This is a genomic window from Candidatus Pseudomonas auctus (assembly GCF_048654275.1).
Lineage (GTDB): Bacteria > Pseudomonadota > Gammaproteobacteria > Pseudomonadales > Pseudomonadaceae > Aquipseudomonas > Aquipseudomonas pharyngis.
The window spans coordinates 26,452-42,999 of sequence record NZ_JBJYZK010000008.1 but is presented as its reverse complement, the minus strand read 5'-3'; the positions used below and the strand labels follow the sequence as shown (position 1 = coordinate 42,999).

Annotated in this window: 21 protein-coding genes; 2 read left to right on the top strand and 19 right to left on the bottom strand. The window is 57.7% G+C overall.

The features are described from left to right. Nucleotides 1-2: 2 nt before the first annotated feature. Complete coding sequence (locus tag ACKUG4_RS16345; RefSeq protein WP_445434403.1) at nt 3-1,160, top strand: glutathionylspermidine synthase family protein; 1,158 nt, start codon at nt 3-5, stop codon at nt 1,158-1,160. 76 nt (nt 1,161-1,236) lie between these two features. Here ACKUG4_RS16345 and ACKUG4_RS16340 read toward each other — a convergent pair whose 3' ends face one another. Both ACKUG4_RS16340 and ACKUG4_RS16335 read right to left on the bottom strand, forming a co-directional pair. Beyond that, nucleotides 1,237-1,755, bottom strand: a complete 519-nt coding sequence (locus ACKUG4_RS16340; protein ID WP_003228709.1) for a single-stranded DNA-binding protein — start codon at nt 1,753-1,755, stop codon at nt 1,237-1,239. Between the two features lie 9 nt (nt 1,756-1,764). After that, the gene (locus ACKUG4_RS16335) at nt 1,765-3,162 is read right to left on the bottom strand and encodes an MFS transporter (RefSeq protein ID WP_445434402.1); all 1,398 of its coding nucleotides are present in this window, start codon (nt 3,160-3,162) and stop codon (nt 1,765-1,767) included. A gap of 191 nt (nt 3,163-3,353) precedes the next feature. On the opposite strand from ACKUG4_RS16335, the gene uvrA reads away from it, so the two are divergent. Further along, nucleotides 3,354-6,188 carry an excinuclease ABC subunit UvrA gene (gene uvrA, locus ACKUG4_RS16330; protein ID WP_064599779.1) on the top strand — a complete coding sequence of 945 codons (2,835 nt, stop codon included), beginning with the start codon at nt 3,354-3,356 and terminating at the stop codon, nt 6,186-6,188. A 66-nt stretch (nt 6,189-6,254) separates the two neighbouring features. Here uvrA and bfr read toward each other — a convergent pair whose 3' ends face one another. The 17 genes from bfr to rplE all read right to left on the bottom strand — a co-directional run bounded on the left by bfr (nt 6,255) and on the right by rplE (nt 16,532). Next, a complete protein-coding gene (bfr, locus tag ACKUG4_RS16325; protein WP_064382244.1) occupies nt 6,255-6,722 on the bottom strand; it encodes a bacterioferritin in 468 nt (155 codons plus the stop codon). Nucleotides 6,723-6,871: 149 nt separating this feature from the next. Continuing rightward, nucleotides 6,872-8,326 (bottom strand): catalase, encoded by a 1,455-nt coding sequence (locus tag ACKUG4_RS16320; RefSeq protein ID WP_085613347.1) that lies wholly within the window; start codon nt 8,324-8,326, stop codon nt 6,872-6,874. 238 nt (nt 8,327-8,564) lie between these two features. Next, nucleotides 8,565-8,951 (bottom strand): 50S ribosomal protein L17, encoded by a 387-nt coding sequence (rplQ, locus tag ACKUG4_RS16315; protein ID WP_007955635.1) that lies wholly within the window; start codon nt 8,949-8,951, stop codon nt 8,565-8,567. Between the two features lie 42 nt (nt 8,952-8,993). Then, nucleotides 8,994-9,995 (bottom strand): DNA-directed RNA polymerase subunit alpha, encoded by a 1,002-nt coding sequence (locus ACKUG4_RS16310; RefSeq protein ID WP_003186012.1) that lies wholly within the window; start codon nt 9,993-9,995, stop codon nt 8,994-8,996. A gap of 26 nt (nt 9,996-10,021) precedes the next feature. Continuing rightward, nucleotides 10,022-10,642 (bottom strand): 30S ribosomal protein S4, encoded by a 621-nt coding sequence (rpsD, locus tag ACKUG4_RS16305; RefSeq protein ID WP_011336168.1) that lies wholly within the window; start codon nt 10,640-10,642, stop codon nt 10,022-10,024. Between the two features lie 18 nt (nt 10,643-10,660). After that, the gene (rpsK, locus tag ACKUG4_RS16300; RefSeq protein WP_002555466.1) at nt 10,661-11,050 is read right to left on the bottom strand and encodes a 30S ribosomal protein S11; all 390 of its coding nucleotides are present in this window, start codon (nt 11,048-11,050) and stop codon (nt 10,661-10,663) included. Nucleotides 11,051-11,080: 30 nt separating this feature from the next. Continuing rightward, on the bottom strand, nt 11,081-11,437 hold the full coding sequence (gene rpsM / locus ACKUG4_RS16295; RefSeq protein ID WP_009045849.1) for a 30S ribosomal protein S13: 357 nt from the start codon (nt 11,435-11,437) through the stop codon (nt 11,081-11,083). 130 nt (nt 11,438-11,567) lie between these two features. Continuing rightward, nucleotides 11,568-11,684, bottom strand: coding sequence for a 50S ribosomal protein L36 (gene rpmJ / locus ACKUG4_RS16290; protein WP_002555468.1), 117 nt, complete (start codon nt 11,682-11,684; stop codon nt 11,568-11,570). Between the two features lie 27 nt (nt 11,685-11,711). Beyond that, a complete protein-coding gene (gene secY, locus ACKUG4_RS16285) occupies nt 11,712-13,040 on the bottom strand; it encodes a preprotein translocase subunit SecY (protein ID WP_003228718.1) in 1,329 nt (442 codons plus the stop codon). Continuing rightward, a complete protein-coding gene (gene rplO / locus ACKUG4_RS16280; RefSeq protein ID WP_011336169.1) occupies nt 13,041-13,478 on the bottom strand; it encodes a 50S ribosomal protein L15 in 438 nt (145 codons plus the stop codon). A 3-nt stretch (nt 13,479-13,481) separates the two neighbouring features. Beyond that, the gene (gene rpmD, locus ACKUG4_RS16275; RefSeq protein ID WP_003176408.1) at nt 13,482-13,658 is read right to left on the bottom strand and encodes a 50S ribosomal protein L30; all 177 of its coding nucleotides are present in this window, start codon (nt 13,656-13,658) and stop codon (nt 13,482-13,484) included. Nucleotides 13,659-13,660: 2 nt separating this feature from the next. After that, nucleotides 13,661-14,161 carry a 30S ribosomal protein S5 gene (gene rpsE, locus ACKUG4_RS16270; RefSeq protein WP_003176409.1) on the bottom strand — a complete coding sequence of 167 codons (501 nt, stop codon included), beginning with the start codon at nt 14,159-14,161 and terminating at the stop codon, nt 13,661-13,663. Between the two features lie 3 nt (nt 14,162-14,164). Then, entirely contained in the window at nt 14,165-14,515 is a 351-nt protein-coding gene (rplR, locus tag ACKUG4_RS16265) for a 50S ribosomal protein L18 (protein WP_003186037.1), read from the bottom strand. Nucleotides 14,516-14,525: 10 nt separating this feature from the next. Further along, on the bottom strand, nt 14,526-15,059 hold the full coding sequence (gene rplF, locus ACKUG4_RS16260) for a 50S ribosomal protein L6 (protein ID WP_011336170.1): 534 nt from the start codon (nt 15,057-15,059) through the stop codon (nt 14,526-14,528). 12 nt (nt 15,060-15,071) lie between these two features. Then, complete coding sequence (rpsH, locus tag ACKUG4_RS16255) at nt 15,072-15,464, bottom strand: 30S ribosomal protein S8 (RefSeq protein WP_003228724.1); 393 nt, start codon at nt 15,462-15,464, stop codon at nt 15,072-15,074. Nucleotides 15,465-15,673: 209 nt separating this feature from the next. After that, nucleotides 15,674-15,979 carry a 30S ribosomal protein S14 gene (rpsN, locus tag ACKUG4_RS16250; RefSeq protein ID WP_007955639.1) on the bottom strand — a complete coding sequence of 102 codons (306 nt, stop codon included), beginning with the start codon at nt 15,977-15,979 and terminating at the stop codon, nt 15,674-15,676. A gap of 13 nt (nt 15,980-15,992) precedes the next feature. Next, nucleotides 15,993-16,532 carry a 50S ribosomal protein L5 gene (gene rplE, locus ACKUG4_RS16245; RefSeq protein WP_003210069.1) on the bottom strand — a complete coding sequence of 180 codons (540 nt, stop codon included), beginning with the start codon at nt 16,530-16,532 and terminating at the stop codon, nt 15,993-15,995. Nucleotides 16,533-16,548: the final 16 nt, after the last annotated feature.

Below are 16,548 nucleotides of genomic sequence, written 5' to 3'. Positions count from 1 at the left end.
CCATGAAGAAGATCCACTGCGCCGAGCGCCACGACTGGAAACAGACCGCCGAGAGCCTCGGCTTTCTGTTTCACACCATCGACGACGAGCCGTACTGGGACGAGCGCGCCTACTACCAGTTCACGCTCGCGCAGATCGAAAACGATCTGGAGGATCCGACCACTGAACTGCACGAGATGTGCATGGACCTGGTCGACCGCGTCGTGCACAGCGAAGAACTGCTGGATCGCCTGAGCATTCCGGCGTCGTACTACGACATGATCCGAACGTCCTGGCTGGAAGGTCATCCGCATCTGTACGGGCGTATGGACTTCTCCTACAGCGGCAAGGGCCCGGCGAAGCTGCTCGAACTCAACTACGACACGCCCACCAGCCTTTATGAAGCGGCGGCGTTTCAGTGGGGCTGGCTGGAGCAATGCATCGAGCGCGGAATGCTGCCGCGCCATGCCGATCAGTTCAACAGCATCGACACCCGGCTGCACGAGGCCTTTGCCGAACTGAAACTCACGCGGCCGTTTTACTTCGCCTCGATGAAAGACTCGGTCGAAGACAAGGGCACCACGGATTATCTGCGGCTGATCGCAGAGAAGGTCGGCATCGAATCGCGGCACATCGACATCGAAGACATCGGCCTGAGCGCTGACGGTCGTTTCGTGGATCTCGAAGATCGCTGGATCCCGCACCTGTTCAAGCTGCACGCCTGGGAGTTCATCTTCCACGAACCGTTCGGCGCGGCGATCGCCGGATGCGACACCCAGTTTTTCGAACCGGCGTGGAAATCCATCCTCTCCAACAAAGGCGCCCTGCCGTTGCTTTGGGAACTGCACAAAGGCCACCCGAATCTGCTCGCCGCGCACCTCGACCCGAATCCGGGCAGCGCGGTGCCCAAGGGCTGGGTGCGTAAACCGTACTTCTCGCGGGAAGGCGCCAACATCGAGTTGCAGACCGCTGAAGGCCTGATCGTCAAAGAGGATGGGCCCTACACCGATGCGCCATTCATCCTGCAGGAACTTGCCCCTTTGCCGAAGTTCGACGACAGCTACACGCTGATTGGCTCGTGGGTGATCGGCGACCAGGCGGCCGGGATTGGCGTGCGCGAAGATAACAGCCTGATCACCAAGGATTCGAGCCGGTTTTTGCCGCATTTGATTCTTGACTGAAAAACCTGCGGGCATGAAAAAGGCCCGTCGTGTTCAGCGACGGGCCTTTTTTATTCAGCGTGAATTCAGCAGCGACTCAGAACGGAATGTCGTCATCGAAGCTGTCGAAATCCGGGGCCGGTTGCGGTGCGGCCTGCTGTGGAGCCGGGGCCGAACGCTGCTGAGGTGCCGACTGCTGCGGACGCGGAGCCTGCTGACGCGGCGCCTGCTGCTGGTAGTTGTTGCCACCGCCTTGTTGGTCGCCCTGTTGTGGACGGCCGCCCAGCAGTTGCATGGTGCCCTGCATGTCGACCACGATCTCGGTGGTGTAACGCTTGATACCGTCTTTTTCCCACTCACGGGTCTGCAGCTTGCCTTCGATGTAGACCTGCGAACCCTTGCGCAGGTATTCGCCGGCGATTTCGGCAACCTTGCCGAACATCGATACGCGGTGCCACTCGGTCTTCTCGACCTTCTGACCGGTCTGCTTGTCGGTCCACTGCTCGCTGGTCGCCAGACTCAGGTTGGTCACGGCGTTACCGTTGGGCAGGTAGCGTACTTCGGGATCCTGGCCGCAAGTACCGACCAGAATGACTTTGTTAACCCCACGGGCCATAACGTTCTCCTAGGCTTCGCACGCAGTCTGCGCCGGGTTGTTCACCAGGCGTTCGAGAGTGGTGCGATCCATTAATTCGGTGTCCAGTTTGATGTAGATCGCCGCTTCATCAGCGACTATCACTGCATCAGTTACCCCTACGAGGGCCTTGAGACGCTCGACCAGACCCGCTTCGCGGATCGCTTCGGGCGACAACGGCAGGCGCAGGCTCGTCACGTAGGGAGGTTCGCGCATGGTAACAGCAAAGGCCAGCCAAAGTGCAGCCAGCCCGGCACATCCGAGGAACACAACCGACAGACCGCCATGCTGGAACATCCAGCCGCCGAGAATCCCGCCGAGTGCCGAACCGAGGAACTGACTGGTGGAGTACACGCCCATGGCCGTGCCTTTGCCACCCGCCGGTGAAACCTTGCTGATCAGTGACGGCAGCGATGCCTCCAGCAGATTGAACGCGGTGAAGAACACCACCGTCCCGATCACCAGAGCCCGCAGGCTGTCGCCGAACTGCCAGAAGAATAGCTCAGTCAGCATCAGCGTCATCACGGCGCCGAGCAGAACTCGTTTCATTTTGCGTCTCTTCTCGCCGTAGATGATGAACGGAATCATGGCGAAGAAGGAAATCAGCAGTGCGGTGAGGTACACCCACCAGTGCTGCTCCTTGGGCAGACCGGCCTTTTCGACCAGCGCCAGGGGCAGTGCGACGAAGCTCGACATCAACATCGCATGTAACACAAAAATGCCCAGGTCCAGCCGCAGCAGGTCCGGGTGCTTGAGCGTCGGCATCAACGCCTGGCGTGCAACGCCGGACTCGCGATGACTCAGCGGCCCGGTGGACTTCGGCACCATGAACATCACGATCACGATCCCGACCAGGGCCATGCCGCCGGTGGCGAGAAACAGGCCGGACAGGCCGAACGCACGGGTCAGCAGCGGGCCGACAACCATGGCCACGGCGAACGACAGGCCGATGGTCATGCCGATCATGGCCATGGCTTTGGTGCGGTGCTGTTCGCGGGTCAGGTCGGAGAGCAGGGCCATGACCGCCGCGGAAATTGCCCCGGCGCCCTGCAGGATCCGCCCGGCGATCACGCCCCAGATCGAATCGGCCTGAGCCGCCAGCACGCTGCCGAGAGCGAAAACGATCAGCCCCAGGTAAATCACCGGACGCCGGTCAATGCGGTCGGAAATGATCCCGAACGGAATCTGGAAAATCGCCTGGGTCAGGCCATAAGCGCCGATCGCCAGCCCGATCAGGGCCGGGGTCGCTCCCGCCAGATCCATGCCGTAGGTCGCCAGTACCGGCAACACCATGAACATGCCAAGCATACGGAAGGCGAACACCAGGGCCAGACCGCTCGCCGCGCGGGTCTCGCTGCCACTCATGCGTTCGCTGTGGGGATCGTGCATGGAAAAACCTCGTGTGAACCGGCGGCGATTCTACCAGTCCCATCGAGAGACGGGGTATATCGCGACGCTTTGACGCGTACAGATGAAACTCTCTTCATGTAAGGCAAAAAACCCTTCACTTGATAGTGTGCATCCATCCAGTATTTGGCCGTATACTCCTGTGTTTTCGACGCCCGCCGAGCGAGGCCATTTTGGACAAGATCCTGATTCGTGGGGCCCGCACCCACAACCTGAAGAACATCGACCTGACCCTGCCACGGGACAAACTGATCGTCATCACCGGCCTGTCCGGATCCGGCAAGTCTTCCCTGGCTTTCGACACGCTGTACGCCGAAGGTCAGCGCCGCTATGTCGAATCCCTGTCGGCCTATGCCCGGCAGTTCCTGTCGATGATGGAAAAACCCGACGTCGACACCATCGAAGGCCTGTCGCCGGCGATCTCCATCGAACAGAAGTCGACCTCGCACAACCCGCGTTCCACGGTCGGCACCATCACCGAAATCTACGACTATCTGCGTCTGCTTTATGCGCGCGTCGGTACGCCGCGCTGCCCGGATCACGACATTCCGCTGGAAGCGCAGACCGTCAGCCAGATGGTCGACCTGGTACTCGCCCAGCCGGAAGGCAGCAAGCTGATGCTGCTGGCGCCGGTGATCCGCGAGCGCAAGGGCGAGCACCTGTCGGTGTTCGAAGAACTGCGTGCCCAGGGCTTCGTCCGGGCCCGGGTCAACGGCCGGCTCTGCGAGCTGGACGAACTGCCGAAGCTGGATAAACAGAAGAAGCACACGATTGAAGTGGTGGTCGACCGCTTCAAGGTCCGCGCCGATCTGCAACAGCGTCTGGCCGAATCCTTCGAAACCGCGCTGAAGCTGGCCGACGGCATCGCTTTGGTGGCGCCGATGGACGACGAGCCGGGCGAAGAGATGATCTTCTCCGCGCGCTTCGCCTGCCCGGTCTGCGGCCACGCGATCAGCGAGCTGGAACCCAAGCTGTTTTCCTTCAACAACCCGGCCGGCGCCTGCCCGACCTGCGACGGTCTGGGGGTGAAGCAGTTTTTCGACATCAAGCGACTGGTCAACGGTGATTTGACCCTGGCCGAAGGCGCGATCCGTGGCTGGGACAGGCGCAACGTCTATTACTTCCAGATGCTCGGCTCGCTGGCCGCGCATTACGGCTTCAGTCTGGAGCAGCCGTTCAACGAGCTGCCGGCCGATCAGCAGAAGTTCATCCTGCACGGCAGCGGTTCACAGAACGTCGATTTCAAATACCTCAACGACCGGGGCGACATCGTCAAACGCTCACACCCGTTCGAAGGCATCGTGCCGAACCTAGAGCGCCGCTACCGCGAAACCGAATCGGCCAGCGTGCGTGAAGAACTGGCGAAGTTCCTCAGCACCCAGTCGTGCCCGGATTGCCGTGGCACCCGTCTGCGTCGCGAAGCGCGGCATGTGTGGGTCGGCGAGAAAACCCTGCCGGCGGTGACCAACCTGCCGATAGGCGATGCCTGCGATTACTTCGGCGCGCTGAAGATGACCGGCCGCCGTGGCGAGATCGCCGACAAGATTCTCAAGGAAATCCGCGAGCGCCTGCAGTTTCTGGTTAACGTCGGTCTCGACTACCTGTCGCTGGATCGCAGTGCCGACACTCTGTCTGGCGGTGAAGCGCAGCGGATTCGTCTGGCCAGCCAGATCGGCGCGGGCCTTGTGGGTGTTCTGTACATCCTCGATGAGCCGTCGATTGGTCTGCACCAGCGCGACAACGATCGGCTGCTCGGCACCCTCAAGCACCTGCGCGACATCGGCAACACGGTGATTGTGGTCGAACACGACGAAGACGCGATTCGACTGGCCGACTACGTAGTGGATATCGGCCCGGGCGCCGGTGTTCATGGTGGGCAGATCGTCGCTGAAGGCACGCCGGACGAGGTCATGGCGCACCCGGATTCGTTGACCGGTAAATACCTGTCGGGCCGGGTCAAGATCGAGGTGCCGGCCAAGCGCACGCCGCGCAACAAGAAACAGGTGCTGTCGCTCAAGGGCGCGCGGGGCAACAACCTGCGCAACGTCGACCTTGAAATCCCGATCGGCCTGCTGACCTGCGTGACCGGCGTCTCCGGCTCCGGCAAATCGACGCTGATCAACAACACGCTATTCCCGCTGAGTGCCACGGCACTCAATGGCGCGACTACCCTGGAAGCGGCAGCCCACGACAGCATCAAGGGCCTGGAACATCTGGACAAGGTCGTCGACATTGACCAGAGCCCGATCGGCCGCACGCCGCGCTCCAACCCGGCGACCTACACCGGCCTGTTCACGCCGATTCGCGAACTCTTCGCCGGCGTGCCCGAGTCCCGCTCCCGTGGTTACGGGCCGGGGCGTTTCTCGTTCAACGTCAAGGGCGGGCGTTGCGAGGCCTGCCAGGGCGACGGTCTGATCAAGGTGGAAATGCATTTCCTGCCGGACATCTACGTTCCGTGTGACGTGTGCAAGAGCAAGCGCTACAACCGCGAAACCCTGGAGATCAAATACAAGGGCAAGAGCATCCACGAAACCCTCGAGATGACTATCGAGGAAGCGCGGGAGTTCTTCGACGCGGTGCCGGCGCTGGCGCGCAAGCTGCAAACGCTGATGGATGTGGGCCTGTCGTACATCAAGCTCGGGCAGTCGGCCACGACGCTGTCTGGTGGTGAGGCCCAACGGGTCAAGTTGTCCCGCGAACTGTCCAAGCGCGATACCGGCAAAACCCTGTACATCCTCGATGAGCCGACCACCGGTCTGCACTTCGCGGATATCCAGCAACTGCTCGACGTACTGCATCGCCTGCGCGACCACGGCAACACCGTGGTGGTGATCGAGCACAACCTCGACGTGATCAAGACGGCCGACTGGCTGGTGGATCTTGGCCCCGAGGGTGGTTCGAAAGGTGGACAGATCATCGCCACCGGTACGCCGGAGGAAGTGGCCGAGATGAAGCAATCTCACACCGGTCACTATCTCAAGCCGCTGTTGATTCGCGATCGGGCCTGATTGCCGGGCATGAAAAAGCCCCTGTCACTTCGTCAGTGACAGGGGCTTTTTTTGTATCAATTGCAATCAGGACGCGTGGGACTGCAGGTAGTTCTGGATACCGATCAGCTTGATCAGGCCGAGCTGCTTTTCAAGCCAGTAGGTGTGATCTTCTTCGGTGTCATTGAGCTGAACCCGCAGGATCTCGCGACTGACATAGTCGCCGTGCTGTTCGCACAGTTCGATGCCCTTGCACAGCGCGGCGCGCACCTTGTACTCCAGGCGCAGATCCGCTTCGAGCATGGTTTGCACGGTAGTGCCGACATCCAGATCATCCGGGCGCATGCGCGGGGTGCCTTCAAGCATCAGAATCCGGCGCATCAGCGCATCGGCATGACCGGCCTCTTCTTCCATCTCGTGGTTGATTCGTTCGTAGAGCTTGGTGAATCCCCAGTCCTCATACATCCGCGAGTGAACGAAATATTGGTCACGCGCGGCCAGTTCGCCGGTCAGCAACGTGTTGAGGTAATCGATAACGTCTGGGTGGCCTTGCATCGCCCTACATCTCCCTGCTTGAAAGTCTGTAGTTTGAACCAACCTGACTGGAAGGTCACTCACTTAGCGCAATAAAAGCGAAGATATTCCGAGAAAAGCAGCCTAAATAACGCAAAAACCGCCCAAATGAGGGCGGTTCTGCTTCTCGTTTAGACTTCGTTAAGCTGTACGTTGAGCAGCTTTGCGATTGCTTCTCCGTACGCCGGATCGGCCCTGTAGAAATGCTGCAGCTGACGATCGACTACGTCACTCGACACCCCCGCCATCGCCCCGGCGATGTTGCTGACCAGCAGCGCTTTCTGTTCGTCACTCATCAAGCGGAACAGCGCACCGGCGTGACTGTAGTAGTCAGTGTCTTCACGGTGATCGTAACGATCAGCCGCGCCGCTCAGGGCCAGTGCAGGCTCGGCGTAGTGCGGCGCTTGTTTCGGCGACTCCACGTAGCTGTTCGGCTCGTAGTTAGGCGCTGCGCCACCATTGCTCCCAAAAGCCATCGAACCATCACGCTGGTAAGTATTCACCGGGCTACGCGGAGCGTTCACTGGCAGTTGCTGGTGATTGGTACCTACGCGGTAGCGGTGGGCATCGGCGTACGCGAATACCCGACCTTGCAGCATGCGATCTGGCGACAGACCTACGCCAGGCACCATGTTGCTCGGGCCGAACGCGGCTTGCTCGACTTCGGCAAAGTAGTTGAGCGGGTTACGGTTCAGTTCCAGTTCACCCACTTCGATCAGTGGAAACTCCTTTTGCGACCAGGTCTTGGTCACGTCGAACGGGTTCTCATAGTGCGCAGCGGCTTGGGCTTCGGTCATGATCTGGATGCATACGCTCCATTTCGGGAAGTCACCACGCTCGATGGCTTCGAACAGGTCACGCTGTGCGTAATCCGGATCAGTGCCCGCCAGGCGTGCAGCGTCTGCCGGCGCAAGGTTCTTGATCCCTTGCTTGGTCTTGTAGTGCCACTTCACCCAGTGACGCTCGCCCTGAGCACTGATCAGGCTGTAGGTGTGACTGCCGAAACCGTGCATATGGCGATATCCGTCCGGAATACCGCGATCAGAGAACAGAATCGTGACCTGGTGCAGCGCTTCAGGCGAATGCGACCAGAAGTCCCACATCATCTGCGCGCTTTTCAGGTTGCTTTGCGGCAGGCGTTTCTGGGTGTGGATAAAGTCAGGGAATTTCAGTGGATCACGAATGAAGAACACGGGCGTATTGTTGCCAACGATGTCCCAGTTGCCTTCTTCGGTATAGAACTTGAGAGCGAAGCCACGTGGATCGCGCTCGGTGTCAGCCGAGCCACGCTCGCCACCTACAGTGGAGAAGCGCAGGAATGTCGGGGTTTGCTTGCCGACGGCAGAAAACAGTTTGGCGCTGGTGTACTGAGTAATGTCACGGGTGACGGTAAAAGTGCCGTAGGCACCCGACCCCTTGGCGTGTACACGACGCTCAGGAATGTTTTCCCGGTTGAAGTGGGCGAGCTTCTCGATCAAGTGGAAGTCATCGAGCAGCAACGGGCCACGAGGGCCAGCGGAGCGAGAGTTCTGGTTGTCGGCGACAGGTGCGCCACTGGCGGTCGTAAGCGTCTTGTTCTGGCTCATGCGATCTTCATCCTCTATCGGTCTTGAACTGCCGGCTAATCGGCTTGCTGGGGAGTATCGATCATCAATATGACAGCCACAAATTCATTAACTTATGGTCATCAATAGATAAAAACTAACGATCAATCCGCACACATAGTGCAGACCCAAACAGGGTAGAAGCTTGTACGAACAGCGCATTTCTTACAGGCACAAAAAACCGGGCACTAGGCCCGGTTCTTTGTTTCAGACTGACGTCTTACTCAGCGGATACAGCTTCACCGCCGACAGCACGATCAACCAGTTCGACGTACGCCATAGGCGCGTTGTCGCCAGCGCGGAAACCGCACTTGAGGATGCGCAGGTAGCCACCCTCACGGGTAGCGTAACGCTTGCCCAGGTCGTTGAAGAGCTTACCAACGATAGCTTTCGAACGAGTACGGTCGAAAGCCAGACGACGGTTAGCAACGCTGTCTGTCTTGGCCAGAGTGATCAGCGGCTCGGCAACGCGGCGCAGTTCTTTGGCTTTTGGCAGAGTAGTTTTGATCAGCTCGTGCTCGAACAGCGACACCGCCATGTTTTGGAACATGGCCTTGCGGTGCGAGCTGGTGCGGCTCAGGTGACGCCCACTTTTACGATGACGCATGGTTCATTCCTTACCAAACACTACGTTCGGTGATTACGACGATCAGGCAGTCGCCTTGTCGTCCTTCTTAAGACTTGCAGGCGGCCAGTTGTCGAGGCGCATGCCGAGGGACAGACCGCGGGAGGCCAGAACGTCCTTGATTTCAGTCAAGGATTTCTTGCCCAGGTTCGGAGTCTTCAACAGCTCTACTTCGGTACGCTGAATCAGGTCGCCGATGTAGTAGATGTTTTCCGCCTTAAGGCAGTTAGCCGAACGTACAGTCAGTTCCAGATCGTCAACCGGGCGAAGCAGGATCGGATCGATCTCGTCTTCCTGCTCGACAACCACTGGCTCACTGTCACCTTTGAGGTCGACGAACGCAGCCAACTGCTGTTGCAGGATGGTTGCAGCGCGGCGGATAGCCTCTTCAGGATCCAGGGTACCGTTGGTTTCCAGATCAATAACCAGCTTGTCCAGGTTGGTACGCTGCTCGACACGGGCGTTTTCCACCACGTATGCGATACGGCGAACCGGGCTGAACGAAGAGTCAAGCTGCAAGCGACCGATGCTGCGGCTTTCGTCTTCATCGCTCTGACGCGAGTCGGCTGGTTCATAACCACGACCACGAGCTACAGTGAGCTTCATGTTCAGGGCGCCGTTAGACGCCAGGTTAGCGATTACGTGATCGGGATTAACGATCTCGACATCATGATCCAGCTGAATATCGGCAGCGGTAACCACCCCCGAACCCTTCTTCGACAAGGTCAGCGTAACTTCGTCACGACCGTGCAGCTTGATGGCCAGACCTTTAAGGTTCAACAGGATTTCAATTACGTCTTCCTGTACACCTTCGATGGCGCTGTACTCGTGGAGCACACCGTCAATCTCGGCCTCGACTACTGCGCAGCCGGGCATTGAGGACAACAGGATGCGGCGCAGCGCGTTGCCCAGGGTGTGGCCAAAACCACGCTCGAGAGGCTCGAGAGTGATCTTGGCGCGGGTTGGACTGACAACCTGCACATCAATGTGGCGGGGTGTCAGGAACTCATTTACCGAAATCTGCATGGATGCACCTATTTTCTAGCCCTTACTTACTTGGAGTAGAGCTCGACAATCAGGCTTTCGTTGATGTCGGCGGACAGATCACTGCGAGCAGGAACGTTCTTGAAAACGCCCGACTTCTTCTCAGCATCTACCTCTACCCATTCTACGCGACCACGTTGGGCGCACAGCTCGAGAGCTTGGACAATGCGAAGTTGGTTCTTTGCCTTCTCGCGAACAGCAACCACGTCACCAGCACGAACCTGGTAGGACGGAACGTTTACGGTCTGGCCGTTAACGCTGATCGACTTGTGCGATACCAGCTGACGGGATTCGGCACGAGTCGAACCGAAGCCCATACGGTATACAACGTTGTCCAGACGGCATTCGAGCAGTTGCAGCAGGTTTTCACCAGTTGCACCTTTCTTGCTGGCAGCAGCTTTGTAGTAGCCGCTGAACTGACGCTCGAGAACGCCGTAGATACGACGGACCTTCTGCTTTTCGCGCAGTTGGGTGCCGTAATCGGACTGGCGACCGCGGCGTTGGCCGTGGATACCAGGTGCTGCTTCAATGTTGCACTTCGATTCGATCGCGCGCACGCCGCTCTTCAGGAAGAGATCGGTGCCTTCGCGACGAGCGAGTTTGCATTTTGGACCAATGTAACGAGCCATTCTTTACAATCTCCTGGATTACACGCGGCGCTTCTTCGGCGGACGGCACCCGTTGTGCGGGATTGGCGTCACGTCGGTGATGCTGGCGATCTTGTAGCCACAGCCGTTCAAAGCGCGGACTGCGGATTCACGACCTGGACCTGGGCCCTTGACGTTCACGTCGAGGTTTTTCAGGCCGTATTCCAGCGCAGCTTGACCAGCACGCTCAGCAGCTACTTGAGCAGCGAACGGGGTGGACTTGCGGGAACCGCGGAAACCCGAACCACCGGAGGTAGCCCAGGAAAGAGCGTTACCTTGACGGTCGGTGATGGTCACGATGGTGTTGTTAAAAGAGGCATGGATGTGGGCGATGCCATCAACCACTGTCTTTTTAACTTTTTTACGAGGACGAGCAGCAGGTTTTGCCATGATTAAATTCCTGTCGATTCGCTGGGGCGATTACTTGCGGATCGGCTTACGCGGACCTTTACGGGTACGCGCGTTGGTCTTGGTACGCTGACCGCGTACTGGCAGACCACGACGATGACGCAGACCGCGATAGCAACCGAGGTCCATCAAGCGCTTGATTTTCATGTTGATTTCGCGACGCAGGTCACCTTCAGTGGTGAACTTCGCCACTTCGCCACGCAGCTGTTCAATCTGCTCGTCGCTCAGATCCTTGATCTTTGCGGCTGGGTTTACCCCAGTCTCTGCACAGATCTTCTGTGCAGTAGTGCGACCAACACCATAGATGTAGGTCAGCGAGATAACAGTATGCTTGTTATCTGGAATGTTAACGCCTGCAATACGGGCCATTCAGTGGGACTCCAATTGACAGCTACCTACGCCCCGGAAGCCAAGAAATAGGGCGCGAGATAATATCGCTGTAATAACAAATAATCAACCCGGTAGCGCACTAGCTACCGGGCTTGAAGCACAATCACACTCAGCCTTGGCGCTGTTTGTGACGCGGTTCCGCGCTGCAAATTACTCGAACAACACCTTCGCGGCGAATAATCTTGCAGTTACGGCACAGCTTTTTCACCGATGCACGAACTTTCATCACCAACTCCTCGAACCTTATGGGTACTCAGCGCAACATGCCGCTGCCGTAACCCTTCAGGTTGGCTTTCTTCATCAGGGATTCGTACTGGTGCGAAACGAGGTGCGATTGTACTTGGGACATGAAGTCCATCACAACCACGACCACGATCAGCAACGAGGTCCCGCCAAGGTAGAACGGAACGTTTGCTGCAACCACCAGGAACTGGGGCAACAAGCACACGGCCGTCATGTAAAGAGCACCGAACATGGTCAAGCGAGTCAGAACGCCATCAATATAGCGTGCGGACTGCTCACCTGGACGGATGCCCGGAATAAAGGCACCGGACTTCTTCAGGTTTTCCGCTACGTCTTTCGGATTGAACATCAACGCCGTATAGAAGAAGCAGAAGAAAATAATCCCTGCACTAAACAGCAGAATATTCAACGGCTGACCAGGAGCGATCGACTGCGAGATGTCCTGCAACCAGCCCATACCTTCAGACTGACCGAACCAGGCACCCAACGAAGCCGGGAACAGCAAAATGCTGCTCGCGAAAATAGCCGGAATAACACCGGCCATGTTCACCTTCAGCGGCAAGTGGCTTGTCTGCGCAGCAAAAACCTTGCGGCCCTGCTGACGCTTGGCGTAGTGAACAGCGATACGACGCTGACCACGCTCAATGAACACCACGAAACCGATAATCGCTACTGCCAGCAAACCGATGGCAACCAAGGCGAAGATATTGATATCGCCCTGACGCGCAGACTCGAAAGACTGCCCGATTGCTCTCGGAAGACCGGCGACGATACCCGAAAAAATCAACATCGAGATACCGTTGCCTACACCACGCTCAGTAATCTGCTCACCCAGCCACATCATGAACATCGCGCCAGCCACAAACGTGGAGACCGCGACGAAATGGAAGCCAAAGTCACCAGTGAACGCAACGCCCTGCCCCGCCAGACCAATGGACATGCCAATGGCCTGAACGAGAGCTAGGACGACGGTGCCGTAGCGGGTGTACTGGCTGATCTTGCGACGGCCAGCTTCACCTTCCTTCTTCAACTGCTCCAGCTGCGGGCTGACGGCGGTCATCAGTTGCATGATGATCGATGCCGAAATGTACGGCATGATCCCCAGTGCAAAGATGCTCATCCGCTCCAGCGCGCCGCCGGAAAACATGTTGAACAAGCTAAGAATGGTCCCCTCATTCTGTCGAAACAGGTCTGCGAGTCGGTCCGGGTTGATACCTGGAACCGGGATGTGTGCGCCTATTCGGTAGACGATAATCGCCAGGAACAGAAAACGCAGACGAGCCCAAAGTTCAGACATACCGCCTTTGCCGAGCGCAGAGAGAGCACCTTGCTTAGCCATTTATTCCTCGAACTTGCCGCCAGCTGCTTCGATAGCCGCACGCGCACCTTTGGTGGCGCCGATTCCCTTGCCGATAGTGACAGCGCGAGCCACTTCACCGGACAGCATGATTTTCACACGCTGCACGTTGACGTTGATCACGTTGGCATCTTTCAGGGACTGCACGGTGACGATGTCGCCTTCCACTTTAGCCAGCTCGGACAGACGCACTTCTGCGCGATCCATGGCTTTCAGGGAAACGAAACCGAACTTCGGCAGGCGACGATGCAGCGGCTGTTGACCGCCTTCAAAGCCTGGAGCAATGGTGCCACCGGAGCGGGAAGTCTGACCTTTGTGACCACGGCCACCAGTCTTACCCAAACCACTACCGATACCACGGCCCGGACGATGCTTTTCGCGACGGGAACCCGGCGCTGGACTCAGATCATTGAGTTTCATCGATTAACCCTCGACACGCAGCATGTAGTAAGCCTTGTTGATCATCCCGCGATTCTCGGGAGTATCCTGGACTTCTACAGTGTGACCGATGCGACGCAGACCCAGACCCTTAACGCACAGTTTGTGGTTAGGGATGCGGCCGGTCATGCTTTTGATCAGCGTTACTTTAACGGTAGCCATGATCAGAAGATCTCCTTGACAGTCAGGCCGCGCTTGGCAGCGATGGACTCAGGAGATTGCATAGCTTTCAGACCCTTGAAAGTGGCGTGAACCACGTTTACCGGGTTAGTCGAGCCGTAGCACTTGGCCAGAACGTTCTGAACGCCAGCAACTTCGAGGACAGCACGCATAGCGCCGCCAGCGATGATACCGGTACCTTCAGAAGCAGGCTGCATGTACACCTTCGAAGCGCCGTGAGCGGACTTCATTGCGTACTGCAGAGTGGTGCCGTTCAGATCAACCTGGATCATGTTGCGGCGAGCAGCTTCCATTGCCTTCTGGATCGCAGCAGGCACTTCACGCGACTTGCCACGGCCGAAGCCAACACGCCCTTTACCATCACCAACCACGGTCAACGCGGTGAAAGTGAAGATACGGCCGCCTTTAACGGTTTTGGCTACGCGGTTAACTTGAACCAGCTTCTCGATGTAGCCTTCGTCGCGCTTTTGGTCGTTATTTGACATAACTTAGAACTCCAGCCCAGCTTCACGAGCAGCATCAGCCAGCGCTTTAACGCGGCCGTGGTACTTGAAGCCAGAGCGGTCGAAAGCCACCTGCGAGACGCCAGCGGCCTTAGCACGCGTAGCGACCAGCTGGCCAACCTTAGTGGCCGCGTCGATGTTGCCAGTGGCGCCATCACGCAGTTCTTTATCCAAAGTCGAGGCGCTTGCCAGGACTTTGTTGCCGTCGGCCGAAATGACCTGGGCGTAGATGTGCTGCGAAGAGCGGAACACGCAGAGACGCACGACTTCGAGTTCGTGCATTTTCAGGCGTGCTTTGCGAGCGCGACGCAGTCGAGTAACTTTTTTGTCGGTCATTTGCTATGCCCTACTTCTTCTTGGCTTCTTTACGACGGACGACTTCGTCCGCGTAGCGCACACCTTTGCCTTTGTACGGCTCTGGTGGACGGAAGTCGCGGATCTCGGCGGCCACTTGACCTACCAGCTGCTTGTCGATGCCCTTGATCAGGATATCGGTCTGGCTAGGAGTCTCAGCGGTGATGCCTTCCGGCAGTTCGTAATCCACTGGGTGCGAGAAGCCAAGAGCCAGGTTCAGCACCTGACCTTTTGCTTGCGCTTTGTAACCAACACCGACCAGCTGGAGCTTGCGCTCGAAGCCTTGGCTTACGCCCTGGACCATGTTGTTTACCAACGCACGAGTGGTACCGGCCATTGCGCGAGTCTGTTGATCGCCATTGCGAGCAGCAAAACGCAGCTCACCGGCTTCTTCAACGACTTCAACGGACGAATGGACGTTCAGTTCAAGAGTACCCTTGGCACCCTTCACCGAAAGCTGTTGGCCTGCGAATTTTACTTCGACACCGGCTGGCAGCTTAACGGGGTTCTTAGCGACGCGAGACATGCTTATCCCCCCTTAGAACACAGTGCAAAGAACTTCGCCGCCGACACCGGCAGCGCGCGCAGCACGATCAGTCATCACACCTTTGTTGGTGGAGACGATAGACACACCGAGGCCGCCACGTACTTTTGGCAGATCTTCGACGGACTTGTACTGACGCAGGCCTGGACGGCTAACGCGCTTCACTTCCTCGATGACCGGACGGCCTTCGAAGTATTTCAGCTCGATGGACAGCAGCGGCTTGGTTTCGCTGCTGATCTGATAACCCGCGATGTAACCTTCGTCCTTCAGGACTTTTGCTACAGCCACCTTCAACGTGGAAGACGGCATGCTTACGACGGACTTTTCAGCCATCTGGGCATTACGGATTCGAGTTAGCATGTCCGCTAACGGGTCCTGCATACTCATGGGCTAGACGCTCCTAATACAGAAAAATTAGCCTTGCGGCTACTACTTGTCGCCGAGGAATTCCGGGCGTAAAAAACACGGGCTCAGGCGAGCCGGTCATTCTAGACACACCCCAGAAATGAATCAAGCCCCAAAAGGGGCTTGATTCAAGTTCAAGGCCACCGATGGTCAGGTTCTTGCGACCCCGACCATCAAGGCTTTGACAGCAATTACCAGCTGGCTTTAACCAGACCTGGTACGTCACCACGCATTGCCGCTTCACGCAGTTTGTTACGGCCGAGGCCGAACTTGCGGTAAACGCCGTGCGGACGACCGGTCAGACGGCAACGGTTACGCATGCGCGAAGCGCTTGCGTCACGCGGTTGCTTCTGCAGAGCTACGGTAGCTTCCCAACGCGCTTCTGGACTTGCGTTCAGATCGACGATGATAGCTTTCAGCGCTGCACGCTTGACGGCGTATTTGGCAACAGTGAGCTGACGCTTCAGCTCACGGTTTTTCATGCTCTTCTTGGCCATTTTCCTACTCCAATCAGTTGCGGAACGGGAATTTGAAAGCACGCAGCAGAGCGCGGCCTTCGTCATCGTTCTTGGCAGTGGTGGTCAGGGTAATGTCCAGACCGCGGAGAGCATCGATCTTGTCGTAGTCGATTTCCGGGAAAATGATCTGCTCTTTCACGCCCATGCTGTAGTTGCCACGACCATCGAAGGACTTGGCATTCAGGCCGCGGAAGTCGCGAACCCGAGGCAGGGAGATAGACAGCAGACGATCCAGGAACTCGTACATACGCTCACGGCGCAGGGTCACTTTGACGCCGATCGGCCAACCTTCACGGACTTTAAAGCCTGCGATGGATTTGCGAGCGTAGGTCACAACGACTTTCTGGCCGGTGATCTTTTCCAGGTCAGCAACAGCGTGCTCGATGACTTTTTTGTCGCCGATCGCTTCGCCCAGACCCATGTTCAGGGTGATCTTGGTAACGCGCGGAACTTCCATCACGTTCGAAAGCTTAAGTTCTTCCTTAAGTTTCGGAGCGATTTCCTTCCGGTAAATCTCTTTTAGTCGTGCCATGGTCTTCTACCTAGCA